The following is a 21,906-nucleotide window of genomic DNA, read 5'->3' as shown; positions in this document are numbered from 1 at the left end:
AACCCTCCAGACCTGGCCCCTCACCGCTTCGCGGGAGACACCACTTCCACCTGGCGCGCCATCCAGTCCTCCCCCTGGATGACGTAGGAGGCCCGCACCTCGGCGCCGGGCTGGAGCGCCTGGAGCGTCGTGGAATGCCCGCCCCGCATCACCCGCGTATCGCCGTCCGTGGTGAGGACGATCTGCTTTCCATCCGCATCGCGGAGGTGGAGTGCACCGCCGCTGGCGCTGGCGACCGTACCGGACACCGAGCCCGTCAGCGGATCCTCCACGGCCTGCTCCGCCGCGGTGGAACCCTCTTCACGGATGTCGCGGGCAACCTCATGCGCCTGCTGACTGACGTCCCGCGCCGTCTGGCTCAGGTCCTCGTGCAGTTGGGGAGCCTCCTCCTTCACCCGCTCGTTCAACTCGGTGGCCTCCTGCCTCGCCACCTCGCCGGCCGCCCGAGCGGTACGGGAGGCGGCATCCGCCAGCTCGTCCGCCTGCTTCTGGAGCCGCTGCCGGGCCTCGGCGCGCTCACTCTCCGATGGAGGGGCAGTCGCCTGTCCTTCGTCCCGCTCCCGACACCCCGCCCCCAATACCAGGCCCAGGGTCGCCAATGCCGCCCACGAGCGCCGTCGCATGTTCCGTCACCTCCTCCAACGCGTGCCAGGAGGTCCCCGGCTCGCCTTACCCTCTCAAGATAGGCACGGGCCCCGAGCACGCTCCGGACACGGTCACCCACCTCCCTCGGTCAGGAAGCGGACAAGAAAGGATTTGTCAGAAGGAAACCGGCCCCCGTGAGGGGTTGAAAGCAGGGTAGTCGTTTCAGCTCACGGCACCATCCCGTCTGGCCCGCATCACGACGTCTCATCGAAGAGGCCACCATGGAGACCGCCCTCCCCCTGGACCAATACCGACTGCTGGTCGAGCACGCCCCGACGATGGTGTGGCGCTCGGGATTGGATAGCCGGTGCGACTATTTCAACGCCACCTGGCTCCACTTCACGGGGCGCCGCCTGGAGGAGGAGGTCGGCGAGGGATGGGTTTCCGGCGTCCACCCGGACGACCTGCGCCGCTGCATGGACACCTATCTGGAGAACTTCGAGCGGCGGCAGCCCTTCGAGATGGAGTACCGGCTGCGGCGGTATGACGGCGTCTTCCGCTACATCTTCGACCGGGGCGTTCCCTTCACCGACGACAGGGGACGCTTCGGCGGCTTCATCGGCAGCTGCATCGACGTGCACGAGCGCCGCGAGGCGGACCGGACCAAGGGGACGTTCCTCGCCCTCGCCGCTCACGAGCTGCGCACGCCGCTCACCTCCATGCGGATGTACCTGGAAGCGCTGCGCCGGCAGCACCCGGAGGAGGAGCCCGCGACGGGCGGCGCGCTCACGCGGATGGGCCTGCAGCTCGAACGGGTCTCCACCCTGGTGCAGGACCTGGAGGACACCGGGCTCATCGACGCGCAGATGCCGCTCCTCCCGCACAAGGAAGAGCTGGAGCTGGCCGGGCTCGTCCAGACCGTCGTGGACCACCACCGGAACACCGGCGCGCTCCGGGTCCGGGGCCGCCAGCGCCATGCCTTCGAGCTCTCCATCGCTCCGGGTGCGTACCGGGTCCTGGCCGACCGCCAGCGCCTGGAGCAGGTGCTCAACAACCTGCTGGGCAACGCGGTGAAGTACTCGCCCAAAGGAGGCACCATCCGCGTCACCCTGGCCCGCGCGGGCGAGGGCTTCGAGCTGTCCGTCTCCGACCCAGGCATCGGCATTCCCGAGGCGGACATCCCCTCGCTGACGCGGCGCTACTTCCGCGCGAGCAACGTCTCCGCGGAGAACTTCCCGGGGCTCGGGCTGGGGCTGCCGCTCGTCAAGGACATCCTGGACGCGCACGGCGGCCGGCTCCGCATCCAGAGCGAGCAGGGCCAGGGAACGACGGTCACCGTCTTCCTCCCCGAGGTGCGGGCGGAGGTGGCGACATGAAGCGCGTGCTCCTCGTCGACGACGACCCGGACATCCTCGACTCGCTCACCCTGCTGCTCGAGCTCACCTACGTGGTCACCGCCGCGGAGGACGGCGCCGTGGCGCTGGAGCTGGTGGAGACCCAGACGTTCGATGTGGTGGTGCTCGACCTGATGATGCCCGTGCTCGACGGCACCCGGTTCCTGAAGGAGCTGCGCAAGCGAGACATCCAGGTGCCCGTCATCCTCATCTCCGCGCACCGGGACCTCGATTCGCACGAGGCGCAACACCGCGCGCTGGGCGCCTTCGCCTCCCTGCGCAAGCCCTTCGACATCCGGGAGTTGGAGCGACGGCTCGAGGAGGCCCTGGCCCGGGGAGGCCCGGAGGGTGGCTCCTCGGGAGCTGGAGGCTCGGGCAGCGGCATGTCTCCACCGCGCGGTCCAACGTCAGGCGGTCAGAGCACCCGGGCGGCCCGGCTCACGCACGGGCCGCCCTTCGTCACGCGCCTGGCTCAGTGCACCAGCGCGGGCGGCTGGCCGTCCAGCACGCACAGGTTGGTGGTCTCCTCGCAGGTGATGGGGAAGAGCGGGTCCAGCGACGACCCCGAGCGCGGCTGTTTGCAGACCTCCGGGTCACGCACGGTGATGGTCTTCCCGGGGTTGTTGGGATCCGGCGCCTGCTTCTCGCACCGGATGGCCGGGAACACCCCCACCGCCTCGTAGGTGGCCGTGCAGTCCCCCTCCGAGTAGGTCAGCTCCGCCCACCACTGCGTGCCGGGAATCGTCGCCCGGCCCTGGATGTGGAGGTTGCTCCACTGGTAGCGCAGGTCCACCGTCGAGCCCGGGTCCGCGCTCACCACCTGCCGTGCCTCGGACATCTGGGGCACCACGCACTCCCCCTCCGCGTTCGGGTACTCGGTGGTGAAGTCTCCCGAGGCGATGGCGGAATGCGTGGAGTCCGGATCCTTCCCCTCGAGGTCCGCCAGGGGCTTGGGCTTGAACGCCAGCGTGGGCGGCACATGCGAACCCGGGACGCGGAAGGCCTGCGCGCCCAGGACTTCCGCCTTCTTCCGCGCGCACGCCCCCGTGCCCGTCTTCAACGTGTAGCGCACGGCATGCTCGCCGCGCCCCACCGTGCACTGGGGCAGCGGCTGCTCCGCGCCACACGCACTCAACCCGGCCGCCAACCCGAGCGGCAGGAACCATGCAAACGCTTGTCGTGTCTTCATGATGGATGGCTCCGCCTGGACTCAGAACGAGAGACGCGCGCCGAAGCGGATGCTGCGAGGCGCCTGGTAGGAGAGGGGCTTCTGGTAGTTGGGATTGACCACGACCGCGGTCGTCCCGCCTCGGACCTTCAGGTTCTCGAGGTCCGCCGGCGTGCCGCCGACGATCGCGTCCACGGTGTCGAAGGTGTAGTTCTGGTCCACCGCGGTGACGGCCTGGAAGTTGAACAGGTTGAAGCTGTCCATCGTCAGCGTGGCGATGAGGCCGCGGGCGAACCTGTAGTGCAGGCCCAGGTGGGCATCCACGTTGTGCACCCAGGGCAGCCGGCCACCGCTGCCGCGCGGCAGGACGAAGGTGTTGCCCGTGCCGTAGGCGAAGTTCGTGCCCAGCACGTTGAGGGGCGTGCCCGAGTTGCTGCGGTACGAGAGCCCCAGGTCGAGGCTCGTGGTGGGCGAGAGCTGGAACTCGCGGGAGCCGTACACCTTGATGGCATGGGTGCGGTCCAGCGGCAGCGTGCCCGTCCGGTTCTCCATGAAGGAGATGAGGTCGAAGTCCGAGGTGACGTTGGGGGCGAGCTGGTTGGCATCCGGCCGGTAGAGGCCGGAGTAGTTCCCGCGCAGGTAGGACCAGGTGTAGCTGGCCTGGGCGAGCCACTGGTCCGAGAACGCCTTGCTGAAATAGACGCTGACGGCGTCGTAGTCGCGCACGGCCTTGTCGAACTGGGAGGCGATGCCCCGGCCCGGGTTGCCGATGAAGAAGTTGGTCCGCTCGTTGACGGACATGTCCTCGATGACCTCGTTCATGTAGCGCCGGGTGTAGGTGGCACCGACGCTGGCGCGCGGGAGCACCTCGTACTCGCCGCCCAGGACGATCTCATCCGAGGACTGGGGCTTCAGGTCCGGGTCCACCGGGCTGTTGATGGCGAAGGTCTGGGTGTACTGGCGGCTGAGGGTGGTGCTGGAACCGCTCGGCACCGGGATGTTGCGCACGTCGCGGCAGTCCGTGTACGGCGCGGCCTGGTTGAGCGGATCACACCCCGGCCCGCCCGAAGCGGTGGGCGTGCTGCTGCGCGTGGCGGTGAGGCGGGTGATGTTGGAGAACTGCGAGTTCACCATGGCCAGCACGGCGTTCTGGTAGTAGCGCGCGTAGCTGGCGAAGAGCTTGGAGCGGCCCTGCTGGGTGAAGTCGTAGACGAGCCCCACGCGCGGAGAGAGCTGGTTGGGCAGCGCGAAGGCCAGGTCGCCCCCGGTGCCGTAGATGGCCTGGGTGTCGTAGCGCAGGCCCGCGTTGAGGGTGACGCGGTCCATCACGCTCCAGCTGTCCTGGACGAAGGCGCCCAGGGCATCAGCACGGGTGGAGGTGGGAACCACGGACTGGAGGACCGCCTGGTCCGGGCCGGTGAGATAGCCGAACGAGCGATAGTCCTGGAAGGTCGCCCCATCGGTGGACTGGACGTACTGGACGCCGCCGGAGTAGGCGCGCGCGTCGCGGTTGGTCATCACCTCGGCGTCGAGGCCAGCCTTGATGACGTGGTGGCCGAGCGCGTTGAGCAGCAGGGTGCCCACCACGTTGGCCTGGTAGCGGTCCGTCGTGCGCTCCATCAGGAAGCCGGGGCCGCCCATCAGGTAGATGCCCGCGGGGCAGCGCACCGCGTTGGTCGTACCAGCGGGCTCGCACCCCGAGTCGTCTGGCAACTGCTCGAAGTCACGGATGGAGTAGCGGCGCGGCGCGACACTGGTGCCGGTGCGCTGCATCTGGAACTGGGGCGTGCCGGACAGCCCCGAGGCATTGCCGATGCCACTGCCATCCACCGGCAGGGTGGAGTCGTACTGGTGGTGCCAGCCTACGTTGGCGTCGAGCAGCACGCGCTTGTCCAGGAAGGACGAGGACAGCTTGAGGGTGACGTCCCGGGCGTCCTGGTCGTAGCGGTGGGCGAGCGCCTCGTAGCTGCCATTGAGGTTGTCCACCTCGACGGCACCACTGTCCAGGTTGTAACCGAAGCGGCCCTGGCCGCCGGACCCACCCGGCGTGCCATACACCGACAGGGTGAGGCTGTGGTCCGTGGCCACCTGCCAGGTGAGCTTGCCGAGGTACTGCACGAAGCGCTGGTCGGCGAAGTAGCGGGTGGTGGTGTTGGGGATGAGCTCGGTGCGGGAGAAGCCATTCTCGTCCTTGAGGGGTTTGCCGTCCTCGCCGAGCACATAGGCGTTCACGTTGCGATCCAACGCCCGGCGGGTGAAGGACGGCGCCACGCCCGCGAAGAACCAGAGCTTGTCCTTCAGGATGGGGCCGCCCACCGTCGCGCCGAAGTCCCCCAGGTTCCACAGCCGCTGGCGGGTGGTGATGACGGAGCCCTCGCGCGGCACGCGGGTGGGAGCGCTCTCGAGCGCGCCCGGGGTGACGTTGCCGAAGACCGAGCCGTGGAATTCGTTGGAGCCAGACTTGGTGACGGCCGTCATCACGCCGCCGGTGGCGCGGCCGAACTCGGGCATGAAGCCACCGGTGATGACGTTCACCTCCTGGATGAACTCGATGGACAGGGGGGTGCCGAGCAGGCCGAGCGCGGGGTTGCCAGCGGACAGGCCATCCACGAGGAAGCCGTTCTCCGGCGAGGTGGTGCCGTTCATCGAGATGCCGTAGGCATCCGCGTTGGCGCCGGGAGCCAGCTCCGCGAGGCTCTCGAAGGAGCGGGACGCGGAGCCCTTGGAGGTGGGGCCCACCACGGCCAGGTGGCGCGACAGCTCGCTGTCCACGCTCACACCGGTGCGAGTGGAGCCCACGTCGATGGCGGGCGGAGCGGCCTGGATGACCATGACCTCACCGAGCGAGTCGGGGAGGAGCTCCGCGTTGAGGCGGATGGTGCGGTTGAGCAGGAGGGTGATGTCCCCGCGCGCGTAGGGCTGGAAGCTCTCCTTCTCGAAGCGCAGCGTGTAGACACCCGGGGGAAGCTGCGGCAGCCGGTAGAGGCCCGTGGCGTCGGTGACGGCGACCTGCTCGCCCTGGAGATTGGGAGAGGTGGCGGTCACCACCACGTCCGGAACGGGTTGCTTGCTGCTGGCGTCCACCACCGTGCCGGTCAGCACGGAGGTGCCCTGTTGCGCCAGGGCGGGTGCCATCCACAGGCACACGCCCAGCGACAACGCGGCCGCGAAGACGCGCGTCTGGTTTCTCTGGGAACGTCGGTTCAATGCTTTGCCCTCTGTCGGCCGCCCACCCGCTCCATGCAAGCTGGCGCCACTGTTCTCCGTGCTACACTGGGAATTCAGGAGAAGACAAGGGTGAGAGCCCCTTGGTCCTCCAACGGAGACAGCGCATGTTCCTCGAGGATGTGGAGAAGCACGAAGGGACGGGCCCCTACTCGGAGCTGATCCGCCGTGCGCGCGGGCAGGGCATGCCGCTGGCGGGCATCTGGCACCTGTTCGCCTTCAAGCCGGAGATGACGAACGCGCTGGCGCAGCTCACCCAGGTGGCGATGCGAGGCCCCTCGCCCCTGTCGCCCGGGATGCGCGAGCTGATCGCCGCCTTCACCTCGCGGCGCAACCAGTGTGTGTATTGAACGGACTCCCACGCCGCGGTCGCGGCGAAGCTGCTGGGAGATGAGGACAAGGTCCGAGCCGTCCTGGAGGACCTCGACACGGCCCCGATTCCGGAGGCCGAGCGGGTGCTGTTCCGCTTTCTGGAGAAGGTGAATCGCGAGTCGGAGCGCATCCAACGCGAGGACGTGGAGGCGGTGAAGGCGGCGGGCTGGACGGACGAGGCCGTCTACGACGCCATCACCGTGTGCTCGCTGTTCAACTTCTACAACCGGTGGAACGACGCCATGGGCGTGCGCGAGCACCCGGTCGAGGTCTACCAGCGCAGCGCCGAGCGGCTCGCCCAGGTGGGCTACGCGGGCCCGCCGGCCGACAAGAAGGAGTAGGTGGGCGCCCGGCTCAGGCCTTCGAGCGCTCCTCGGGGCTCTTCTCGCCGGGCTTCACCGTCGAGCGCACCACGACGACCTTGTTGAGCACGTCGAACCAGAAGGGCGCGCCCAGGGAGACGGCGAGGCCCGTCAGCAGCAGCCCGAGCACCTTCAGCACCCATCCCACGGGGGTGGCCGGTGGCCGGCGGAGATCCGCGAGCGGTGTGCCCCCCGTCTGTTCGCCATCACTCCAGCCCAGGGGCAGCCCGAGGTCTCCGAGCACCTTCATCTGCTGCTCGAAGCGCTCCTGAGCCGCCCTCGTCCCGGTGCCCGGCAAGCCCGCCCCCTGCTGAGTCTCGGCGGCGCGCACCAGGGCGGCCCGCAGGGAAGCGTTGCGCGAGAGCTGGTTGACGATCTGGATGGTGTCGATGTTGTACGCGGCGGAGAGCACCAGGCCGAGAGCGAAGACGATGACCTGGGTACGGCGCTTGTACGCACCGGAGAGCCGGTCCATCGAGGCATTGAACCAACCCGCGAGGCCCGCCTGGAACCGGGCGAGGTCCCCATCGGCGGAGGAGATGAGCGCGAGGAGCGCCTCCTTGAGGCGCGAGGCCTGCTCTGGCATCGCCTGGACCTTCTGCTCGAGCTCCGTCAGCGAGCCGCGGGCGCCTCGGCGCAGCACGCCCTCCATCATCGCGAGCACGAAGGTGTTCGTGGGGATGTAGGAAGGGGGCCTGCCGTCTTCCTTGTAGAGCGCCTGGATGAGCGCGTGCGAGTAGAACTGCTGGGCGCCCTGGTCTCCCAGGAGCCCGTACAGCGTGTCCTGGAGCGCCTTCGCGCGCTTCTTGATGATGATCTCGATCGCTTCCACGCCCGCCGAGCAGATGAGACTCATCAGCAGGTAGATGAAGGTAACGCCGAGCAAGACATCCAGCATCGCGAACATGGACTGTCCTTTCCCCCCGGCCCACCTTCCGGGGGCACAGCCACGTTAGCGCCCTGCTCTGACGTGCTGCCATGCCTTGCGCCGCACGGACTCGCCGATGAGCGAGATCGGCAACACCTCGTCCACCGCGCCGCGCTCGATGGCCGCGCGTGGCATGCCGAACACCACGCAGCTCGCCTCGTCCTGGGCGATGGTCGCCGCGCCCGCCTGTCTCATCGCCAACAGCCCATCCGCGCCGTCCTCGCCCATCCCCGTCAGCAGTACCCCCACGGCGTTGGCGCCCGCCGCTCGCGCCACCGAGTGGAACAGCACGTCCACGCTCGGAATGTGCCCCGACACCCGCGGCCCATCCAGCACTTCCACCCGGTAGTACCCGCCGCTGCGCTTCACCCGCAGGTGCCGGTTGCCCGGGGCGATCAGCGCCCTGCCCTGCTGCACCCGGTCTCCCGGCGCCGCCTCCCTCACCTCGATGCGGCACTGCTCGTTCAGCCGCTTCGCGAAGGCCGTCGTGAACTGCTCGGGCATGTGCTGCACGATGACGATCCCCGGGCAGTCCGGAGGCATCGGCATCAGGATCTGCCGCAGCGCCTCGGTGCCTCCCGTCGAGGCCCCCAGCGCCACCACCTTGTCCGTCGTCACCGAGAGCAGCGTGGACGCCGGTTTCTCCAGCTGCCGTGTCTCCTCGGGCGCGGTGGGCATCCGCCGGGCCAGGCGGGAACGTGCCCGGGCCGCGCCCCGCAGGGACTCCAGCAACCGGCTCCTCGACTCGCGCAGGAAGTCCCCCACGCCCAGCGAGGGCTTGGAGATGATCTCCACCGCCCCCTCCTCCAGGGCCCGCACGGCCATCTCCGAGCCCGGCCCCGCCAGTCCGGAGCACACCACCACCGGCACCGGCTCGTCCTCGCGCATCAGCTCGCGCAGGAACGTCAGCCCGTCCATGCGCGGCATCTCCAAATCCAGCAGGAGCACGTCCGGCCGGTGGCTCATCATCTTCTGCCGGGCGATGAGCGGGTCCGACGCCACCTCCACCACCAGGCCGGGCTCGCGCGCCAGCAGCATCAGCATGCCCTGGCGGACCACCGCGGAGTCATCCACCACCAGCACGCGCAACACGGAAGCCATGCATCACCCGCTCGTGGCGGTCTCGTCGATGACCGGAGTTCGTAGCGCGTACACGGTAGGCATCACCGTACGGAATCGCCATCCGAGCCCGGAGAGGCTCTCCGAATGCCCGAGGAAGAGGAGTCCCCGGGGCGACAGGTGTCCCACCAGCCGCTCCACCGCCCGGGCCTTCGAGGCCGCGTCGAAATAGATGAGGACGTTGCGGCAGAAGACCATGTCGAAGCGCCCCGCCACGCCCTGGCCATCATTCAGGTTCACTCGCTGGAAGCGTACCAGCGAGCGCAGCTCGGGGCCCGCCTTCATGCGCCCTTCCTGGCTGCCCGTGCCCTTCAACATGTAGCGCAGGTAGGGCTTGGGAATCTCCCGCGACTTGTCCAACGGCCAGAGCGCCCGGCGCGCCTGCTCGAGGATGCGGGTGGAGAGGTCGGTCGCCAGGATGTCGATGTGCCAGCCCTCCCCGGCCGGCAGGTGGTGGCGCAGCACCATGGCCAGGGTGAAGGGCTCCTCCCCCGTCGAGCACCCCGCGCTCCACACCCGCACCCGCCGCCCCTCGCCGCTGCCGGTGTCTCCTTGCGCGCGCCAGCGTGGCAGCACCTCGCGCTCCAGGAGCTCGAAGTGCCGCGGCTCGCGGAAGAAGTGCGTCTCGTGCGTGCAGAGCGCATCCAACAGCCGCACCCGCTCCGCGTCGTCGTCCTCCACCCGCTTCAAGTAGGCGCTGAACGAGATGCCGCCCAGCTCGCGCAGCCGCCGCGACACCCGCCCCACCAGCAACGCCCGCTTCACCGGTGACAGCCAGATGCCCGCCTCTCGATGGACGAGCCGTTGGTAGCCGAGAAACTCCCGCTCGGTGAGCTCCAGTGGCTCGTGAAGGGGGGCGGGCGGCCTGTCCCCCCGGATGGATTCGTCACCCATGGCCGATACCTGGTTCATGCGTCCTTCTGGGCGGGCCCCTCCGCCTGGGTCCGCAACGTGCTGGCAACCAGCACCTCCTGACTGCTGAGCACCTTGTCGATGTCCATCAGCAGCACGAACTTCTTCCCCCCGCCGGGCCGTCCCATCCCCATCAGGTAGTCCACGTGCACCGGCGTGCCGAACGACGGCGGCGGCACCACCTCACCGGGGTCCAGCTCCATGACCTGTCCGATGGCATCCGCCAGCAGCCCCAGCACGAGCCGCTCCCCATTCAGCTTCAACTCCACCACCACGATGCAGCTCCACCTCGTCAGCGTGGCCGGTGGCATTCCCAGCTTCACCGCCACGTCCACCACGGGCACCACGCTGCCTCGCAGGTTGAACACGCCCCTCACCCAGACCGGGGCTCCGGGAATGCGCGTCACGGTGTCGTACTCGATGATCTCCTTCACCTGGAGGATGCCAAGCGCGTACTCCTCTCCGGCGAGGATGAAGCTGAGGTACTGCATGGATGCCGCGGGAATCTGTCCGCTCATGGATGTCTCCTAGAAGCGCTTGAACTCGCGGTCCTCATCCGGGAGCGCGGCGGGGAGGGTGGCCCGAGGAGCCGGAGCCGTGGACCCGAGCCCATGCGCCGCGGCCTTCAGCCCGTGCGCGGCGGAGACCTTCTGGGCCGGAGGACGTTGCACCGGCCGGGAGCCGCGCCCCCCATCGGCGACGCGGAAGAAGGACACGAGCTGGCTGAGCGCCTCCGCCTGGGCGGACATCTCCTCCGCCGTGGACGCCAGCTCCTCCGAGGCCGACGCATTGCGCTGCGTCACCTGGTCCACGTGCGCCATCGCCTTGTTCATCTGCCCCACCCCACCGGCCTGCTCCGTCGAGGCCGCCACCACTTCCTGCACCAGGTCCGCCGTCTTGCGGATGGAGGGCACCAGCTCCGTCAGCAGCTCTCCCGAGCGCGTCGCCACCTTCACGCTGCCCGAGGCCAGCCCCGAAATCTCCCTCGCCGCCGTCTGGCTGCGCTCGGCCAGCTTGCGCACCTCCGTGGCCACCACCGCGAAGCCCTTGCCGTGCTCTCCCGCCCTCGCCGCTTCGATCGCCGCGTTGAGCGCCAGCAGGTTCGTCTGGTAGGCGATCTCCTCGATGATGGAGATCTTCTGCGCGATGGAGCTCATGGCCTCCACCGTCTCCTTCACCGCCCGGCCACTCTCCTCGGCGTCCCGGGCGCCCTGCATGGCCATCTGCTCCATCTGCCGGCTGTGGTCCCGGTTCTGCGTGATGCTGGCCGTCATCTGCTCCAGGCTGGAGGTGGTCTCCTCCACGCTGCTGGCCTGCTCGCTGGTGCCCTGGGCCAGGCTCTGCGAGGAGGAGGACACCTGCGCGGAGGCGGAGGCCAGCGCATCGGAGCCCTCTCGCACCTCGCCGATGACCTCGGCGAGCTTCTGCACCATGCGCTGCATGGCCGTCAGCAGCCGCCCCGTCTCGTCCTGCGACTCCGAGGAGATGCGCACGGTGAGATCTCCCTCGGCGATGCGGTCCGCCACCTGGAGCGCGTTGCTCAGCGGCCGGGAGATGACCCGGGCGAGGACGACGCTGAGCAGCAGGCCGACGAGGAAGCTGCCCCCCATGGCGGAGAAGATCCACCCTCGCGCGAGGTCATGGGTGGCATCCGAGTCGTCCGACGCCTTCTGCGAGGCCTTGAGGATGAACACCACCAGATCCTCCAGCTTGTCGGAGGCGGCCTGGTAGGTCTGCTGCGCACGGCCGTGGCTGAGGACGCGGGCCTCCTCTTTCTGGTTGGCGCGCGACAGCGCGAGGATCTTCTCGTGCTCTTCCAGGTAGTCCTTCCAGAGCGCGAGGAACTCCGCGGACAGGCGCCGCTCCTCCTCGGTGGTCATGTACGGCTCGTACTTCTTGAAGTTGTCGTTGACGGATTCCAACTCCCGCCGCATGTCCCGCTCGTACTGGGCCATCTGGGCGGCGTCGTTCGTGAGGACGTGCTGCTGCTCGAAGATGAGGAAGTCCGAGGTGTCGGTATTCGCGCTCGAGACATAAGTGATGCTCGGCATCCAGTTGTCGGTCACCTCATCGGTCGCATCGTTCATCTTGCCCAGCTGGACGATGGCGAAGACCCCCAGCAGGAGATTGAGGAGGCTCAAGAAGAGGAAGGCCAGCATCAGCTTGAAGGAGATCTTCAGGTCGTAGAACCAGGTCATGGGAGCAGGGGTGAGGGGGGAGAGAGGTTCAAGCCGCGACGGCGGGCTGAGCCGCCTTCAAGGCCTGTTGCAGGAGCGCGGGCACATCGAGGATGAGGGCCACCCGGCCATCGCCCAACAGGGTGGAGCCGGCCAGCCCGGGCAATCCCTGGCACAGCTTGCCCAGGGGTTTGATGACCGTCTGGCCCTGGCCGAGCAACGTGTCCACGGCGATGCCCGCCTGGCCGCGCTCATGGCCGATGACGACGATGTTCTCGCGGGGAGGCAGCTCGCCGCCGAGCTGGAAGTGCTCGCGCAGGCGCAGGTAGGGCAGCGGCTCGCCACGCAGGTTGATGAAGCCGGTGCGGCCGGGGCGGCGCTCGTCGGGGGGCAGCTCCACGCACTCGAGCACGTTCTCCAGCGGAATGACGTACGTCTCCTCCCCCACCCCGACGGAGAAGCCCTCGATGATGGAGAGGGTGAGCGGCAGGCGGAGGCTGAAGGTGGCGCCCTGGCCGGGCGAGGTGTCCACGGTGATGGTGCCGCGCAACGCCTCCACGTTGCGCTTCACCACGTCCATGCCCACGCCGCGGCCGGACAGCTCGGTGATGCGCTCGGCGGTGGAGAAGCCCGGCTCGAAGATGAAGGCGAAGAGGTCCGCGTCGGGGGGCATCTCCTCGGAGAGCAGCAGTCCGCGCTCACGCGCCCGGGCGGCGATGCGGGCCCGGTCCAGCCCGGCCCCGTCCTCCGACACCTGGATGACGATGGTGCCCGCCTCGTGGAAGGCGCGCAGGGCCAGCGTTCCGGTGGGGTCCTTGCCTCGCTCCCGGCGCACCTCCGGCGTTTCCATGCCGTGGTCCATCGCGTTGCGCACCAGGTGGGTGAGCGGGTCGCGGATGAGCTCGGCGACGGTGGTGTCCACCTCCACGTCCTCGCCGCTCACCTCCAACCGCACCAGCTTGCCGGTGGCCATGCACAGGTCTCTCACCGTGCGCGTGAAGGGCTGGAAGGTGCGGCCGATGGGCACCATCCGCACCTTCATCACCAGCTCCTGCAGGTCCAGGTAGAGCCGGTCCGCCTCTCGGTGCGCCTCCAGCAGTTGCTGCGGCGTGTAGCGGTGCGCCTGCACGAGCATGGAGGTGAGGCGCCCGCGCGCGATGGCGATCTCCCCGGTGAGGTCCAGCATCCGGTCCAACCGGTCCAGCCCCACGCGCAGGGTGCGCTCACGGGCCGGAGAGGACTCGGAGGACTCGGCGCACGGCTCCCGCGAGGCCCGCTCCATGCCGCCCGCCGATGAGGGCGGGGCCATGGGCCGGGCGGCCTTCACCGTGCTGTCGAGCAGCGCGTGCACGTCCCGGGCGGGCAGACGCAGGTCGGGCTCGGCCACGGGCCGCAGGCCCACCAGCTCGCGCATCGCGTCCACCGACTGCAGCAGCAGGGTGCCCAGCCCCGAGTGCAGCACCAGCGCCCCCCCTTCCAGCCGGGTGAGCAGGTCCTCGAGCGTATGCGCCAGCTCCACCGCCTCGGAGAGGCCCATGACGGCCGCGCCGCCCTTCAGGGTGTGCACCGTGCGGAAGACCGCTCGCAAGGTCTCCGGACCGGGAGACGCCTCGAGCGCGAGCAGGTCCTGCTCCAGGCTGGTGAGCTGCTCCTCCGTCTCCGTGAGGAAGACGGCATGGACCTTCTCCAACTCGGGCTTCATCTGCCCGCGTCAAGAGCAATCTCCACGCCAGTGTCCGCTGGTGGACAACTCCTTGGAATCACAACCGTGGGACGTCCCACGACGGCCCGAGTCTGAAACATGGATTCTGGATTCTAGATTTTGGACGAGAGGCCCAGTCTCTTGAGCTTCTGGTAGAGCGAGCTGCGCGGAATGCCGAGCCGTCTGGCCGTCCGCTCTACGTGTCCGCCCTCGGCGGCGAGCACCCGCTCGATGTGTCGGCGCTCCACCTCCCGCAGGGTCAGGTCCAGCTCCGCGGGCTCGGAGGAAGAACGCCTGGGCTCCGCGGGCGAGGGGGAGAGCGCTCGCGCGAGGACATGGTTGAACTGCAGGTCGTCCGGCCGCAGGACGGGGGCGCAGGAGAGCAGCACGGCGCGCTCCAGCACGTTGCGCAGCTCGCGCAGGTTGCCGGGCCACGAGTAGGCGCGCAGGGCGGCCTCGGCCTCGGGCGTCAGGTCCAACCCGGGGCGTCCGAGCTCGCGGGAGAGCCGCGCGAGCAGGTCCCGGGTGATGACGGGGATGTCCTCGGGCCGCTCGCGCAGCGCGGGGATGAACAGCGGCAGGGCGCTGATGCGGAAGTACAGGTCGCTGCGGAAGCGGTGAACGCTCACGGCCTCGGCCAGGTTCTGGTGGGTGGCGGCGATGAGACGCACATCCACCGAGCGGTCCTCCACCTCGCCCAGCCGGCGGAAGCGCTTCTCCTCCAGCACCTTGAGCAGCTTGGGCTGCACCAGGAGGTCCATGTCGCCAATCTCGTCGAGGAACACGGTGCCGCGGTGGGCCACCTCCAGCAGGCCCTGCTTGCGGCTCACGGCGCTGGTGAAGGCCCCTCGCTCGTGGCCGAAGAGCTCCGTCTCGAGGAACTGCGGGGACAGCCCCGCGCAGTTGAGCTGGACCAGCGGGCCCGCGCCGCGCGAGCCGTGCAGGTGCAGCCACGTGGCGAGCACGCCCTTGCCACTGCCCGTCTCGCCCTGGATGAGGACGGCGCTGTCGCTGTCCAGCACGCGGCGCGCGGTGGACTCCAGCTCGCGGATGGCGCGGCTCCCACCCAGGAAGGGATTGAGCGCCTCGGGGCCGCTCGCGGCGAGCGCCTGCTGCCGGCGGCGCGTCTGCTGGGCCTCCAGCAGGCGCTCCACCATCATCAACAGGGTGGGCAGCTCCACCGGCTTGGGCAGGAAGTGTTCCGCGCCGTGCTTGATGACCTGGACGGCGGTGTCGATGGAGACATGTGCGGTGAGCACCAGCACCGGGATGGAGGGGTCCATCGCCCGCATCTCCGGGAGCAGGTCGAGCGCGGTGCCATCCCGCAGGCGGTAGTCGAGCAGCACCAGGTCGGGCCGGGAGCCACGGAAGAGCTCGCGTGCCTGGCGGCAACCCTCCGCCTCGACGACTTCCAATCCGTGCGCCTCGAGGAAGTGGCGGATGCCGAAACGGACCGCCGGCTCGTCATCGACCACCAGAATCCGTCGCTGCATTCAGCGCCCCCTCGGCAGGCAGGCACACCCGGACCTCGGCGCCCCCCTCGGGCCTGTTGCCCACGGAGACCGAGCCACGATGTTCCTCCACGATACGTTGGACGATGGAGAGGCCAAGACCCACCCCCCCTGGACGCTGAGAGTAGAAGGGCTCGAAGACGTGCGGCAGATCCTCGGGTGAGAAGCCGGGCCCCTGGTCCATCACCAGGCACTCGACCCGGGTGGCTTCCTCGTCCGGGCTCCTCCGCGCGATGAGCCGCACGGTGCCACCGTGTGGGGAGTGCTGGAGCGCGTTGGCGAGCAGGTTCTGGAACACCTGGGCGAGCCGGCCTGGATCCATGGGGATGCGGGGCAGGTCCGGCGCCACCCGCACCTCCACGTGGACCTCGCGCTCATGGGCGAGGGCGGCGGTGACGGACACGGCCTCGTCGAGCACGCTGGAGAGCGTACAGGGGTGGAGCTCGGTGCTGGGCGGGCGGCCATAGGTGAGCAGCCCGTGCACGAGCTGGTGCAGGCGCGACACCTCGCGCCGGAGCATGGAGACGTAGGGCACGTGCTCCCGTGATTGGCCGAAGCGCGCCTCGAAGGCATCCAGGGTGGCGGAGATGCCGAAGAGGGGATTGCGCACCTCGTGGGCCACGCCGGCCACCAGCGCCCCCATCAGCGACAGGGTCTCGTTGCGGCGCAGCGAGTCCTGCGCCTCGCGCAGCCGGGCCTCGGTCTCGCGGCGCGCGGTGATGTCGCGGGTCATCCCGGCGAAGCCGCGAAGCCGGCCATCCGGGCCCCGCAGCGCGGTGTAGAGGGTGCGGGAGTAGAAGCGCGAGCCGTCCTTGCGCACCCGCCAGCCCTCGGTCCGCGCCTTGCCCGAGGACTCCGCCTCCTCCAACAGCCGCTGGGGCAGACCCGTGGCGAGGTCCTCCTCGAGGTAGGCCTTCGAGAAGTGCATCCCGAGGGCCTCCGCGGCGCAGTAGCCCGTGATGCGCTCGCCGCCCGTGTTCCAGCTCGTGATGCGGCCATCGGGCCCGAGCATGAAGAGGGCGGCGTCCTCCACGCTCTCGACCAGGAGGCGGAAGTCCTCACCGCAGTCCGGGGGGGTGGGATTGGGGAACGCACAGGAGGGCTGCTCACCGGGGCATTCCGAGGGTCGAGGCGGATGGGTCGGCATGGAGGGAGAGGAACCTCATCCTCCCGTGGGGAGACACACGCGGACCTCGGCGCCCCCCTCGGGCCGGTTGCCGACGGAGACCGTCCCGTGGTGCTCCTCCACGATGCGTTGGACGATGGGGAGGCCCAGGCCCACGCCGCCCGTCCGGCGGGTGAAGAAGGGCTCGAAGGCGCGCGGCAGTTCCTCGGGTGGGAAGCCAGGTCCCTGGTCCCTCACCCCGCACTCCACCCGGGGGGCCCCGTCGCCCACGACGTGCCGCGCGGTGAGCCACACGGTGCCGCCGCGCGGGGAGTGCTGGAGGGCGTTGGTGAGCAGGTTGTGGAACACCTGGGTGAGCCGCCCCGGCTCCATGGCCACGCGGGGCAGGTCCGGCTCCACCCGTGGCTCCACGCGCACCTCGCGCTCGCGGGCGAGGGCGGCGGTGGCGTCCAAGGCCGCGTCCAGCACGCTGGAGAGCGGGCCCGGCTGCAGCTCGGTGCTCCGCGGGCGGCCGTAGGTGAGCAGCTCCCGCATGAGCGTGTCGAGGCGTGACACCTCGCGCCGCAGCAGGGTGAGGGAGTGCGCGGTCGGCTGGGGATGACCGGGCTGCGCCTCCAGGGCGTCGAGCGTGGCGGAGATGCCGAAGAGGGGGTTGCGCACCTCGTGGGCCACGCCGGCCACGAGCGTGCCCATCCGGGACAGGGACTCACCGCGGCGCAGCGACTCCTGCGCCTCACGCAGCCGGGCCTCGGTCTCGCGGCGCGCGGTGATGTCACGTGTCACCTTGGCGAAGCCGCGGAGCTCGCCGTCGGGGCCGCGCAGGGCGGTGAGGACGACATGGGCGTAGAAGCGCGAGCCGTCCGCGCGCACCCGCCAGCCCTCGTCCCGGGCCTTGCCCCGCGCCTCCGCCGTGCTCAGCAGCCGCCGGGGCCGGCCCACGGCGACGTCCTCCTCGGAGAAGAGGACGGAGAAGTGCCGCCCGAGGATGTCCTCGGCGCGGTGCCCCTTGATGCGCTCGGCGCCGACATTCCAGCTCGTGATGCGGCCACCGGGGTCGAGCATGAGGAGGGCGGCGTCCTCCACGCTCTCGACCAGGAGGCGGAAGTCCTCGTCGCGGTCCGGGCTGGCGGGCGTCGGCGATCTCCTCCAGGGCCCCTGGCCCTCGTGAGGCGAGCCGGTGAAGGGAGACACGCCGTGGCCACAGCAACACACACCCTCGAGGGGCGTCTCCTCCGACGTGGCGGAGGTCCTGTCTGGGAGGGGAAACGGGTGGAGCGGCAGCATGGAGGAGGAGAACCGCTGGCAAGGGGGTACTCCATCCGGCGCGCCCGTCCGCCCGCTGTGCGGGGGACCTGGGATTGCCCACCGGCGAGCGGCCATGACAAGAAGACGCCATGTCCTTCCTGCACCAGGCCCTCGTCTTCCTGGCCTCCGCTGTGGTGTCCGTTCCCATCTTCAAGCGACTGGGCCTGGGCTCGGTCCTCGGCTACCTGGCGGCGGGGATGGTCATCGGCCCGTGGGGAGTGGGGCTCATCTCGGACGTGGAGAGCATCCTCCACTTCGCCGAGCTGGGCGTGGTGCTGCTGCTCTTCCTCATCGGGTTGGAGCTCCAACCTTCGCGCCTGTGGGAGCTGCGCCGCTCGGTGTTCGGCCTGGGCGGGGCGCAGGTGGTGGCCACGGGGGCCCTGCTCGCGGCGGTGGGGCTGCTGCTCGGGCTGCGGCTGCCCACCGCGCTCATCGCCGGGCTGGGGTTGTCGCTGTCCTCCACGGCCTTCGCCCTGCAGCTGCTGGCGGAGAAGAACGAGCTGCCCACGGAGCACGGGCGGGCCTCCTTCGGCATCCTGCTCTTCCAGGACCTGGCCGTCATCCCGCTGCTGGCGCTGCTACCCTTCCTCGGGGAGCCGGTGACGCAGTCGACCCAGCCCGGGTGGGTGTCGGCGCTCGAGGTGGTGGGCGTGCTGGCCGGCGTCGTCCTGGGAGGCCGCTATGTGCTGCGGCCCCTCTTCCGCTTCGTGGCCTCGCTGCACAGCCAGGAGCTGTTCACCGCCACCGCGCTGCTGCTGGTGGTGGGCACCGCGCTGCTGGTGAGTCAGGTGGGGTTGTCCATGGCGCTGGGGGCCTTCCTGGCCGGCGTGCTGCTGGCGGACTCGGAGTACCGCCACGAGCTGGAGGCCGACATCGAGCCCTTCAAGGGCCTGCTGCTGGGCCTCTTCTTCATCGCGGTGGGCATGTCGGTGAACATCGGCCTGCTCACCAGCGGCCCGGTGCGCGTGGTGGCGCTGGTGCTCGGGCTGGTGCTGCTCAAGGCGCTGGTGCTCTACGCCCTGGGCAGGTGGGCCTTCAAGAGTGACGAGCCCGCCCTGAGCATGGCGGTGGTCATCTCCCAGGGCGGCGAGTTCGCCTTCGTGCTCTTCGGGCTCGCGGTGGGCTTCCGGGTGATGGAGCGCGAGCTGGCGGATCTGCTGGTGGTGGTGGTGAGCCTCTCCATGGCCGTCACCCCGGTGCTCTTCCTCGTCTATGACCGGTTCATCCGGCCCCGCTTCCACAAGAAGGAGAAGCGCGAGTTCGACGTGGCCCCCGACGAGGACCATCCCGTCATCATCGCGGGCTTCGGGCGCGTGGGGCAGGTGGTGGGCCGGCTGCTGCGCGCCAAGCGCATCGGCTTCACCGCCCTGGACGCCAGCCCCGAGCACATCGACTTCCTCAAGCGCTTCGGCAACACGAAGCTGCACTACGGCGACGCCTCGCGGTTGGACTTGCTGCGGGCCGCGCGCGCGGACAAGGCGAAGCTCTTCGTGCTGGCCATCGACGACGTGGAGGCCTCCATGCGCACGGCGGAGACGGTGCGCCAGCACTTCCCGCACCTCACCATCTTCGCGCGGGCCCGCAACCGGCAGCACACCTACCGGCTGTTGAACCTGGGCATCACCCACGTCATGCGCGAGACGTACGCGGGCAGCCTGGAGATGACGGGAGAGATTCTGCAGGAGCTGGGGCTCACCTGGTCGCAGGCCAAGACCGCGCTGGACCGCTTCCGCGAGCACGACGAGGCCCTCATCCAGGCCACCTACAAGCATCACGGGGACGAGAAGAAGCTCGTCGAGCTGGCGAACCAGGCGCGCAAGGAGCTGGAGGAGCTCTTCGAGAAGGACGAGCAGAAGAAGCCCGCCTGAGCGGCGGAAGGGCGGCCCGTCTCTGGACGTGCGGCCCTCCCGTCAACCCCGCCCTACCTCAGTAGCAGAGGTAGTTGTCGTTCCACGTGTGCGGGTCCGAGTCCTCGTACACCTGGACGCACTGCTTGCCCGAGATGGGGCCCGCGGACGACCAGGAGAACTGGAGCGGGCTGCTGGTGGGCACGCAGACGTAGTTGTCATTCCAGGTGTGCTCGACGGGCTCGGCGCCCTCGTGAATCTGCGTGCAGCGCATGCCGGAGATGGGCCCGGCGCTGCTCCACTGGATGCCGTGGTTCACGGTGGAGCACAGGTAGTTGTCGTTCCAGGCGTTGGGGTCCGAGGTCTCGATGAACTGGACGCAGTACTGGCCCGCGAGGGCGCCGGACTGGGACCAGGTGAAGTCGGACAGCTGGGCGATGGCCTGACGCAGGTTGGGCAGGCGGCCGATGTTGCGCGAGTCGGAGGCCTGCGGGGTGCCCGTGGAGGCGAGGATGCTGCGCAGGTAGCGGGGCTCCAGCGCGCCCTTGCCGCGCGCGAGGGCCACGCCCTGGAGGTCGGCCACGGAGGCGGTGACGATGGGCGAGGCGCTGGAGGTGCCGCTGAAGGAGGCGGTGTAGTACTGGTTCTCGCCGTAGGCGGAGCCGAACAGGTCGCCATAGCCGAGCGACGTCACGCTCTCGCCCCAGCCGTGCACGTCGACGCGGGAGCCGAAGTTGGTCCAGCACATGGGGACGCGGGTGGTGGCGGTGCTGGCGCCCACGAGGATGGCGCCCGAGTCGCGCACCGCGCGGTTGAAGACGCCGCCGTAGGCCGCGTCATCCAGGTTGGCGCTGCCGTTGCCGGCGGCCTCCACCACGTGGGTGCCGTTGGCGGTGGCGGTGGCGATGGCGTCGTAGTTGGCCTGCCAGTACTCCATGGCGATGTAGTTGCACTGGCTGGTGTTGCAGGTGCAGGCGGTGCTGTCGGCGGGGCCCTGGGCGTGCAATTCAATGAGCACGACGCCCCCGCGGCCCACGGCGGCCGCGGCGTTGGCGATGGCGCTCGCGGAGCTCTGGCTGCCGATGCTCTCGTAACCGGCGGAGGCCTCGTGGGCGATGCCGGTGACGCCGTAGCCGTTGGCCGCGCCCACCATCTCGCCCAGCACGGCGGTGCCGTGGTTGCGCCAGCCGATGTCACTGTACTGGGTGCCATTCATGCGGAAGAGGCCGGGCATGTCCTCGTGGGTGGTGTTCCAGCCGCCCTCGACGTCGACGATGCGCACGCCCGCGCCCTTGCCGCCGGGCACCGTCCAGGAGTAGCGCGCGTCGACGCCACTCGGGGCCGCTTCCAGGTAGCCCTGGCGGCTCTCGTAGCTGGCGGTGGCGGGCGGGATGTCCGCGGCGGCCAGCAACCCCGAGGCGAGCAGGGAGCCGAAGCCCACCATCGCGGGCTCGGCGGGAGGCTCGGCGTAGGCCACCTCCACGCTATCCAGGGCGTTGAGCCGCTCGAGCATGTCCTGCACGCCGCCGACGGTGGTACCGGGCAGCAGCGGCACCTCGACGTAGAGGCCGAGGTCGGCCAGTTGGCGGCCACCGCGCTCCTCGCCCGAGCGCTTGAGCTCGGCGAGGGAGGCCTCGTCCTGCTTGAAGAGAGGCTTCAGGGAGCCCGAGCGGGGCACGCGGGCCAGCAGGTCCGACACGGAGGCGAGGTCCGTGGCGAGGCGCGCATCATCGAGCCCGCTGCGGGCCAGGAGCGAGCGCTCGTCGGGGCCGCGCTCGGAGGCGAGGGCCACCAGCCGGCCGTCGCGCGGACGCACCCGGGTGCCCTCGTGGAACTTCACCACGAGACGCTCCACGTACATGCCCCGAGGGAGCTCGGCGCCCTTGGGCTTGATGGCGGCGGCGCGCGGGACCAGGTCCTTGGCCGCGGCGTGCGCGTCGGCGACGGCGGTCAGCGACAGGCCCAGCGCCAGCGTGTGCAGGATGCGTCTCTTGAAGACAGCGTGCATGCTTCGTCCTCGTTTCGTGAGTGAGGGAACGGCTCGGGAACGACGCGCCCCGTTCCGCGCGGCACACTGGCATGGCCCTCTGACATGGATTCGCGTTCAAAAGCGGTTGAACTGGCTTTCCAGTTCTTCCAGCCCTGGAAAACGTGAAGCGGATTGGAAAAGCGA

At 69.7% G+C, this 21,906-nt stretch carries 17 protein-coding genes and 1 pseudogene; 5 read left to right on the top strand and 13 right to left on the bottom strand.

Annotation, left to right across the window (positions count from 1 at the left end; genetic code table 11):
• Nucleotides 1-20: 20 nt before the first annotated feature.
• Nucleotides 21-623, bottom strand: a complete 603-nt coding sequence (locus JRI60_RS04950) for a hypothetical protein (protein ID WP_204224712.1) — start codon at nucleotides 621-623, stop codon at nucleotides 21-23.
• Nucleotides 624-866: 243 nt separating this feature from the next.
• Here JRI60_RS04950 and JRI60_RS04945 point away from each other — a divergent pair, with 243 nt between their 5' ends.
• Both JRI60_RS04945 and JRI60_RS53030 read left to right on the top strand, forming a co-directional pair.
• A complete protein-coding gene (locus JRI60_RS04945; protein ID WP_204224711.1) occupies nucleotides 867-1,961 on the top strand; it encodes a PAS domain-containing sensor histidine kinase in 1,095 nt (364 codons plus the stop codon).
• A pseudogene (locus JRI60_RS53030) lies at nucleotides 1,958-2,236 on the top strand (response regulator); the annotation flags it as partial. The gene JRI60_RS04945 and the pseudogene JRI60_RS53030, both read left to right, overlap by 4 nt.
• 215 nt (nucleotides 2,237-2,451) lie before the next feature.
• On the opposite strand, the gene JRI60_RS04940 reads toward JRI60_RS53030, so the two are convergent.
• Both JRI60_RS04940 and JRI60_RS04935 read right to left on the bottom strand, forming a co-directional pair.
• On the bottom strand, nucleotides 2,452-3,168 hold the full coding sequence (locus JRI60_RS04940; RefSeq protein ID WP_204224710.1) for a hypothetical protein: 717 nt from the start codon (nucleotides 3,166-3,168) through the stop codon (nucleotides 2,452-2,454).
• Between the two features lie 21 nt (nucleotides 3,169-3,189).
• Nucleotides 3,190-6,354 carry a TonB-dependent receptor gene (locus JRI60_RS04935; protein WP_343213393.1) on the bottom strand — a complete coding sequence of 1,055 codons (3,165 nt, stop codon included), beginning with the start codon at nucleotides 6,352-6,354 and terminating at the stop codon, nucleotides 3,190-3,192.
• A gap of 125 nt (nucleotides 6,355-6,479) precedes the next feature.
• Here JRI60_RS04935 and JRI60_RS04930 point away from each other — a divergent pair, with 125 nt between their 5' ends.
• Nucleotides 6,480-6,722, top strand: coding sequence for a peroxidase (locus tag JRI60_RS04930; RefSeq protein ID WP_204224709.1), 243 nt, complete (start codon nucleotides 6,480-6,482; stop codon nucleotides 6,720-6,722).
• Between the two features lie 105 nt (nucleotides 6,723-6,827).
• Nucleotides 6,828-7,085, top strand: a complete 258-nt coding sequence (locus JRI60_RS04925; RefSeq protein ID WP_239470353.1) for a peroxidase — start codon at nucleotides 6,828-6,830, stop codon at nucleotides 7,083-7,085.
• Between the two features lie 13 nt (nucleotides 7,086-7,098).
• Here JRI60_RS04925 and JRI60_RS04920 read toward each other — a convergent pair whose 3' ends face one another.
• The 9 genes from JRI60_RS04920 to JRI60_RS04880 all read right to left on the bottom strand — a co-directional run bounded on the left by JRI60_RS04920 (nucleotide 7,099) and on the right by JRI60_RS04880 (nucleotide 17,772).
• Entirely contained in the window at nucleotides 7,099-8,013 is a 915-nt protein-coding gene (locus JRI60_RS04920; protein ID WP_204224708.1) for a hypothetical protein, read from the bottom strand.
• 45 nt (nucleotides 8,014-8,058) lie between these two features.
• Entirely contained in the window at nucleotides 8,059-9,135 is a 1,077-nt protein-coding gene (locus JRI60_RS04915; protein WP_204224707.1) for a protein-glutamate methylesterase/protein-glutamine glutaminase, read from the bottom strand.
• A gap of 3 nt (nucleotides 9,136-9,138) precedes the next feature.
• Nucleotides 9,139-10,065 (bottom strand): CheR family methyltransferase, encoded by a 927-nt coding sequence (locus JRI60_RS04910; RefSeq protein WP_239470352.1) that lies wholly within the window; start codon nucleotides 10,063-10,065, stop codon nucleotides 9,139-9,141.
• Nucleotides 10,062-10,583 carry a chemotaxis protein CheW gene (locus tag JRI60_RS04905; protein WP_204224706.1) on the bottom strand — a complete coding sequence of 174 codons (522 nt, stop codon included), beginning with the start codon at nucleotides 10,581-10,583 and terminating at the stop codon, nucleotides 10,062-10,064. Before JRI60_RS04905 ends, JRI60_RS04910 begins: the two co-directional genes overlap by 4 nt.
• A 9-nt stretch (nucleotides 10,584-10,592) precedes the next feature.
• Complete coding sequence (locus JRI60_RS04900; protein WP_204224705.1) at nucleotides 10,593-12,263, bottom strand: methyl-accepting chemotaxis protein; 1,671 nt, start codon at nucleotides 12,261-12,263, stop codon at nucleotides 10,593-10,595.
• A 28-nt stretch (nucleotides 12,264-12,291) separates the two neighbouring features.
• The gene (locus JRI60_RS04895; RefSeq protein ID WP_204224704.1) at nucleotides 12,292-13,944 is read right to left on the bottom strand and encodes a chemotaxis protein CheA; all 1,653 of its coding nucleotides are present in this window, start codon (nucleotides 13,942-13,944) and stop codon (nucleotides 12,292-12,294) included.
• Between the two features lie 113 nt (nucleotides 13,945-14,057).
• Nucleotides 14,058-15,437, bottom strand: coding sequence for a sigma-54-dependent transcriptional regulator (locus JRI60_RS04890; RefSeq protein ID WP_204224703.1), 1,380 nt, complete (start codon nucleotides 15,435-15,437; stop codon nucleotides 14,058-14,060).
• Nucleotides 15,409-16,602, bottom strand: coding sequence for a two-component system sensor histidine kinase NtrB (locus JRI60_RS04885; protein WP_204224702.1), 1,194 nt, complete (start codon nucleotides 16,600-16,602; stop codon nucleotides 15,409-15,411). Before JRI60_RS04885 ends, JRI60_RS04890 begins: the two co-directional genes overlap by 29 nt.
• 15 nt (nucleotides 16,603-16,617) lie before the next feature.
• Nucleotides 16,618-17,772: a two-component system sensor histidine kinase NtrB gene (locus tag JRI60_RS04880; RefSeq protein ID WP_204224701.1), complete on the bottom strand. Its 1,155-nt coding sequence runs from the start codon at nucleotides 17,770-17,772 to the stop codon at nucleotides 16,618-16,620.
• Between the two features lie 203 nt (nucleotides 17,773-17,975).
• Here JRI60_RS04880 and kefC point away from each other — a divergent pair, with 203 nt between their 5' ends.
• On the top strand, nucleotides 17,976-19,754 hold the full coding sequence (kefC, locus tag JRI60_RS04875; protein WP_204224700.1) for a glutathione-regulated potassium-efflux system protein KefC: 1,779 nt from the start codon (nucleotides 17,976-17,978) through the stop codon (nucleotides 19,752-19,754).
• Nucleotides 19,755-19,812: 58 nt separating this feature from the next.
• Here kefC and JRI60_RS04870 read toward each other — a convergent pair whose 3' ends face one another.
• The gene (locus tag JRI60_RS04870) at nucleotides 19,813-21,741 is read right to left on the bottom strand and encodes a S8 family peptidase (protein WP_204224699.1); all 1,929 of its coding nucleotides are present in this window, start codon (nucleotides 21,739-21,741) and stop codon (nucleotides 19,813-19,815) included.
• Nucleotides 21,742-21,906 lie beyond the last annotated feature (165 nt).

Origin of the sequence: Archangium violaceum (assembly GCF_016887565.1) — a bacterium.
GTDB classification, from domain to species: Bacteria; Myxococcota; Myxococcia; order Myxococcales; family Myxococcaceae; genus Archangium; species Archangium violaceum_B.
The sequence above is the reverse complement of the archived record's forward strand: the minus strand, read 5'-3'. Positions and strand labels throughout refer to the sequence as shown.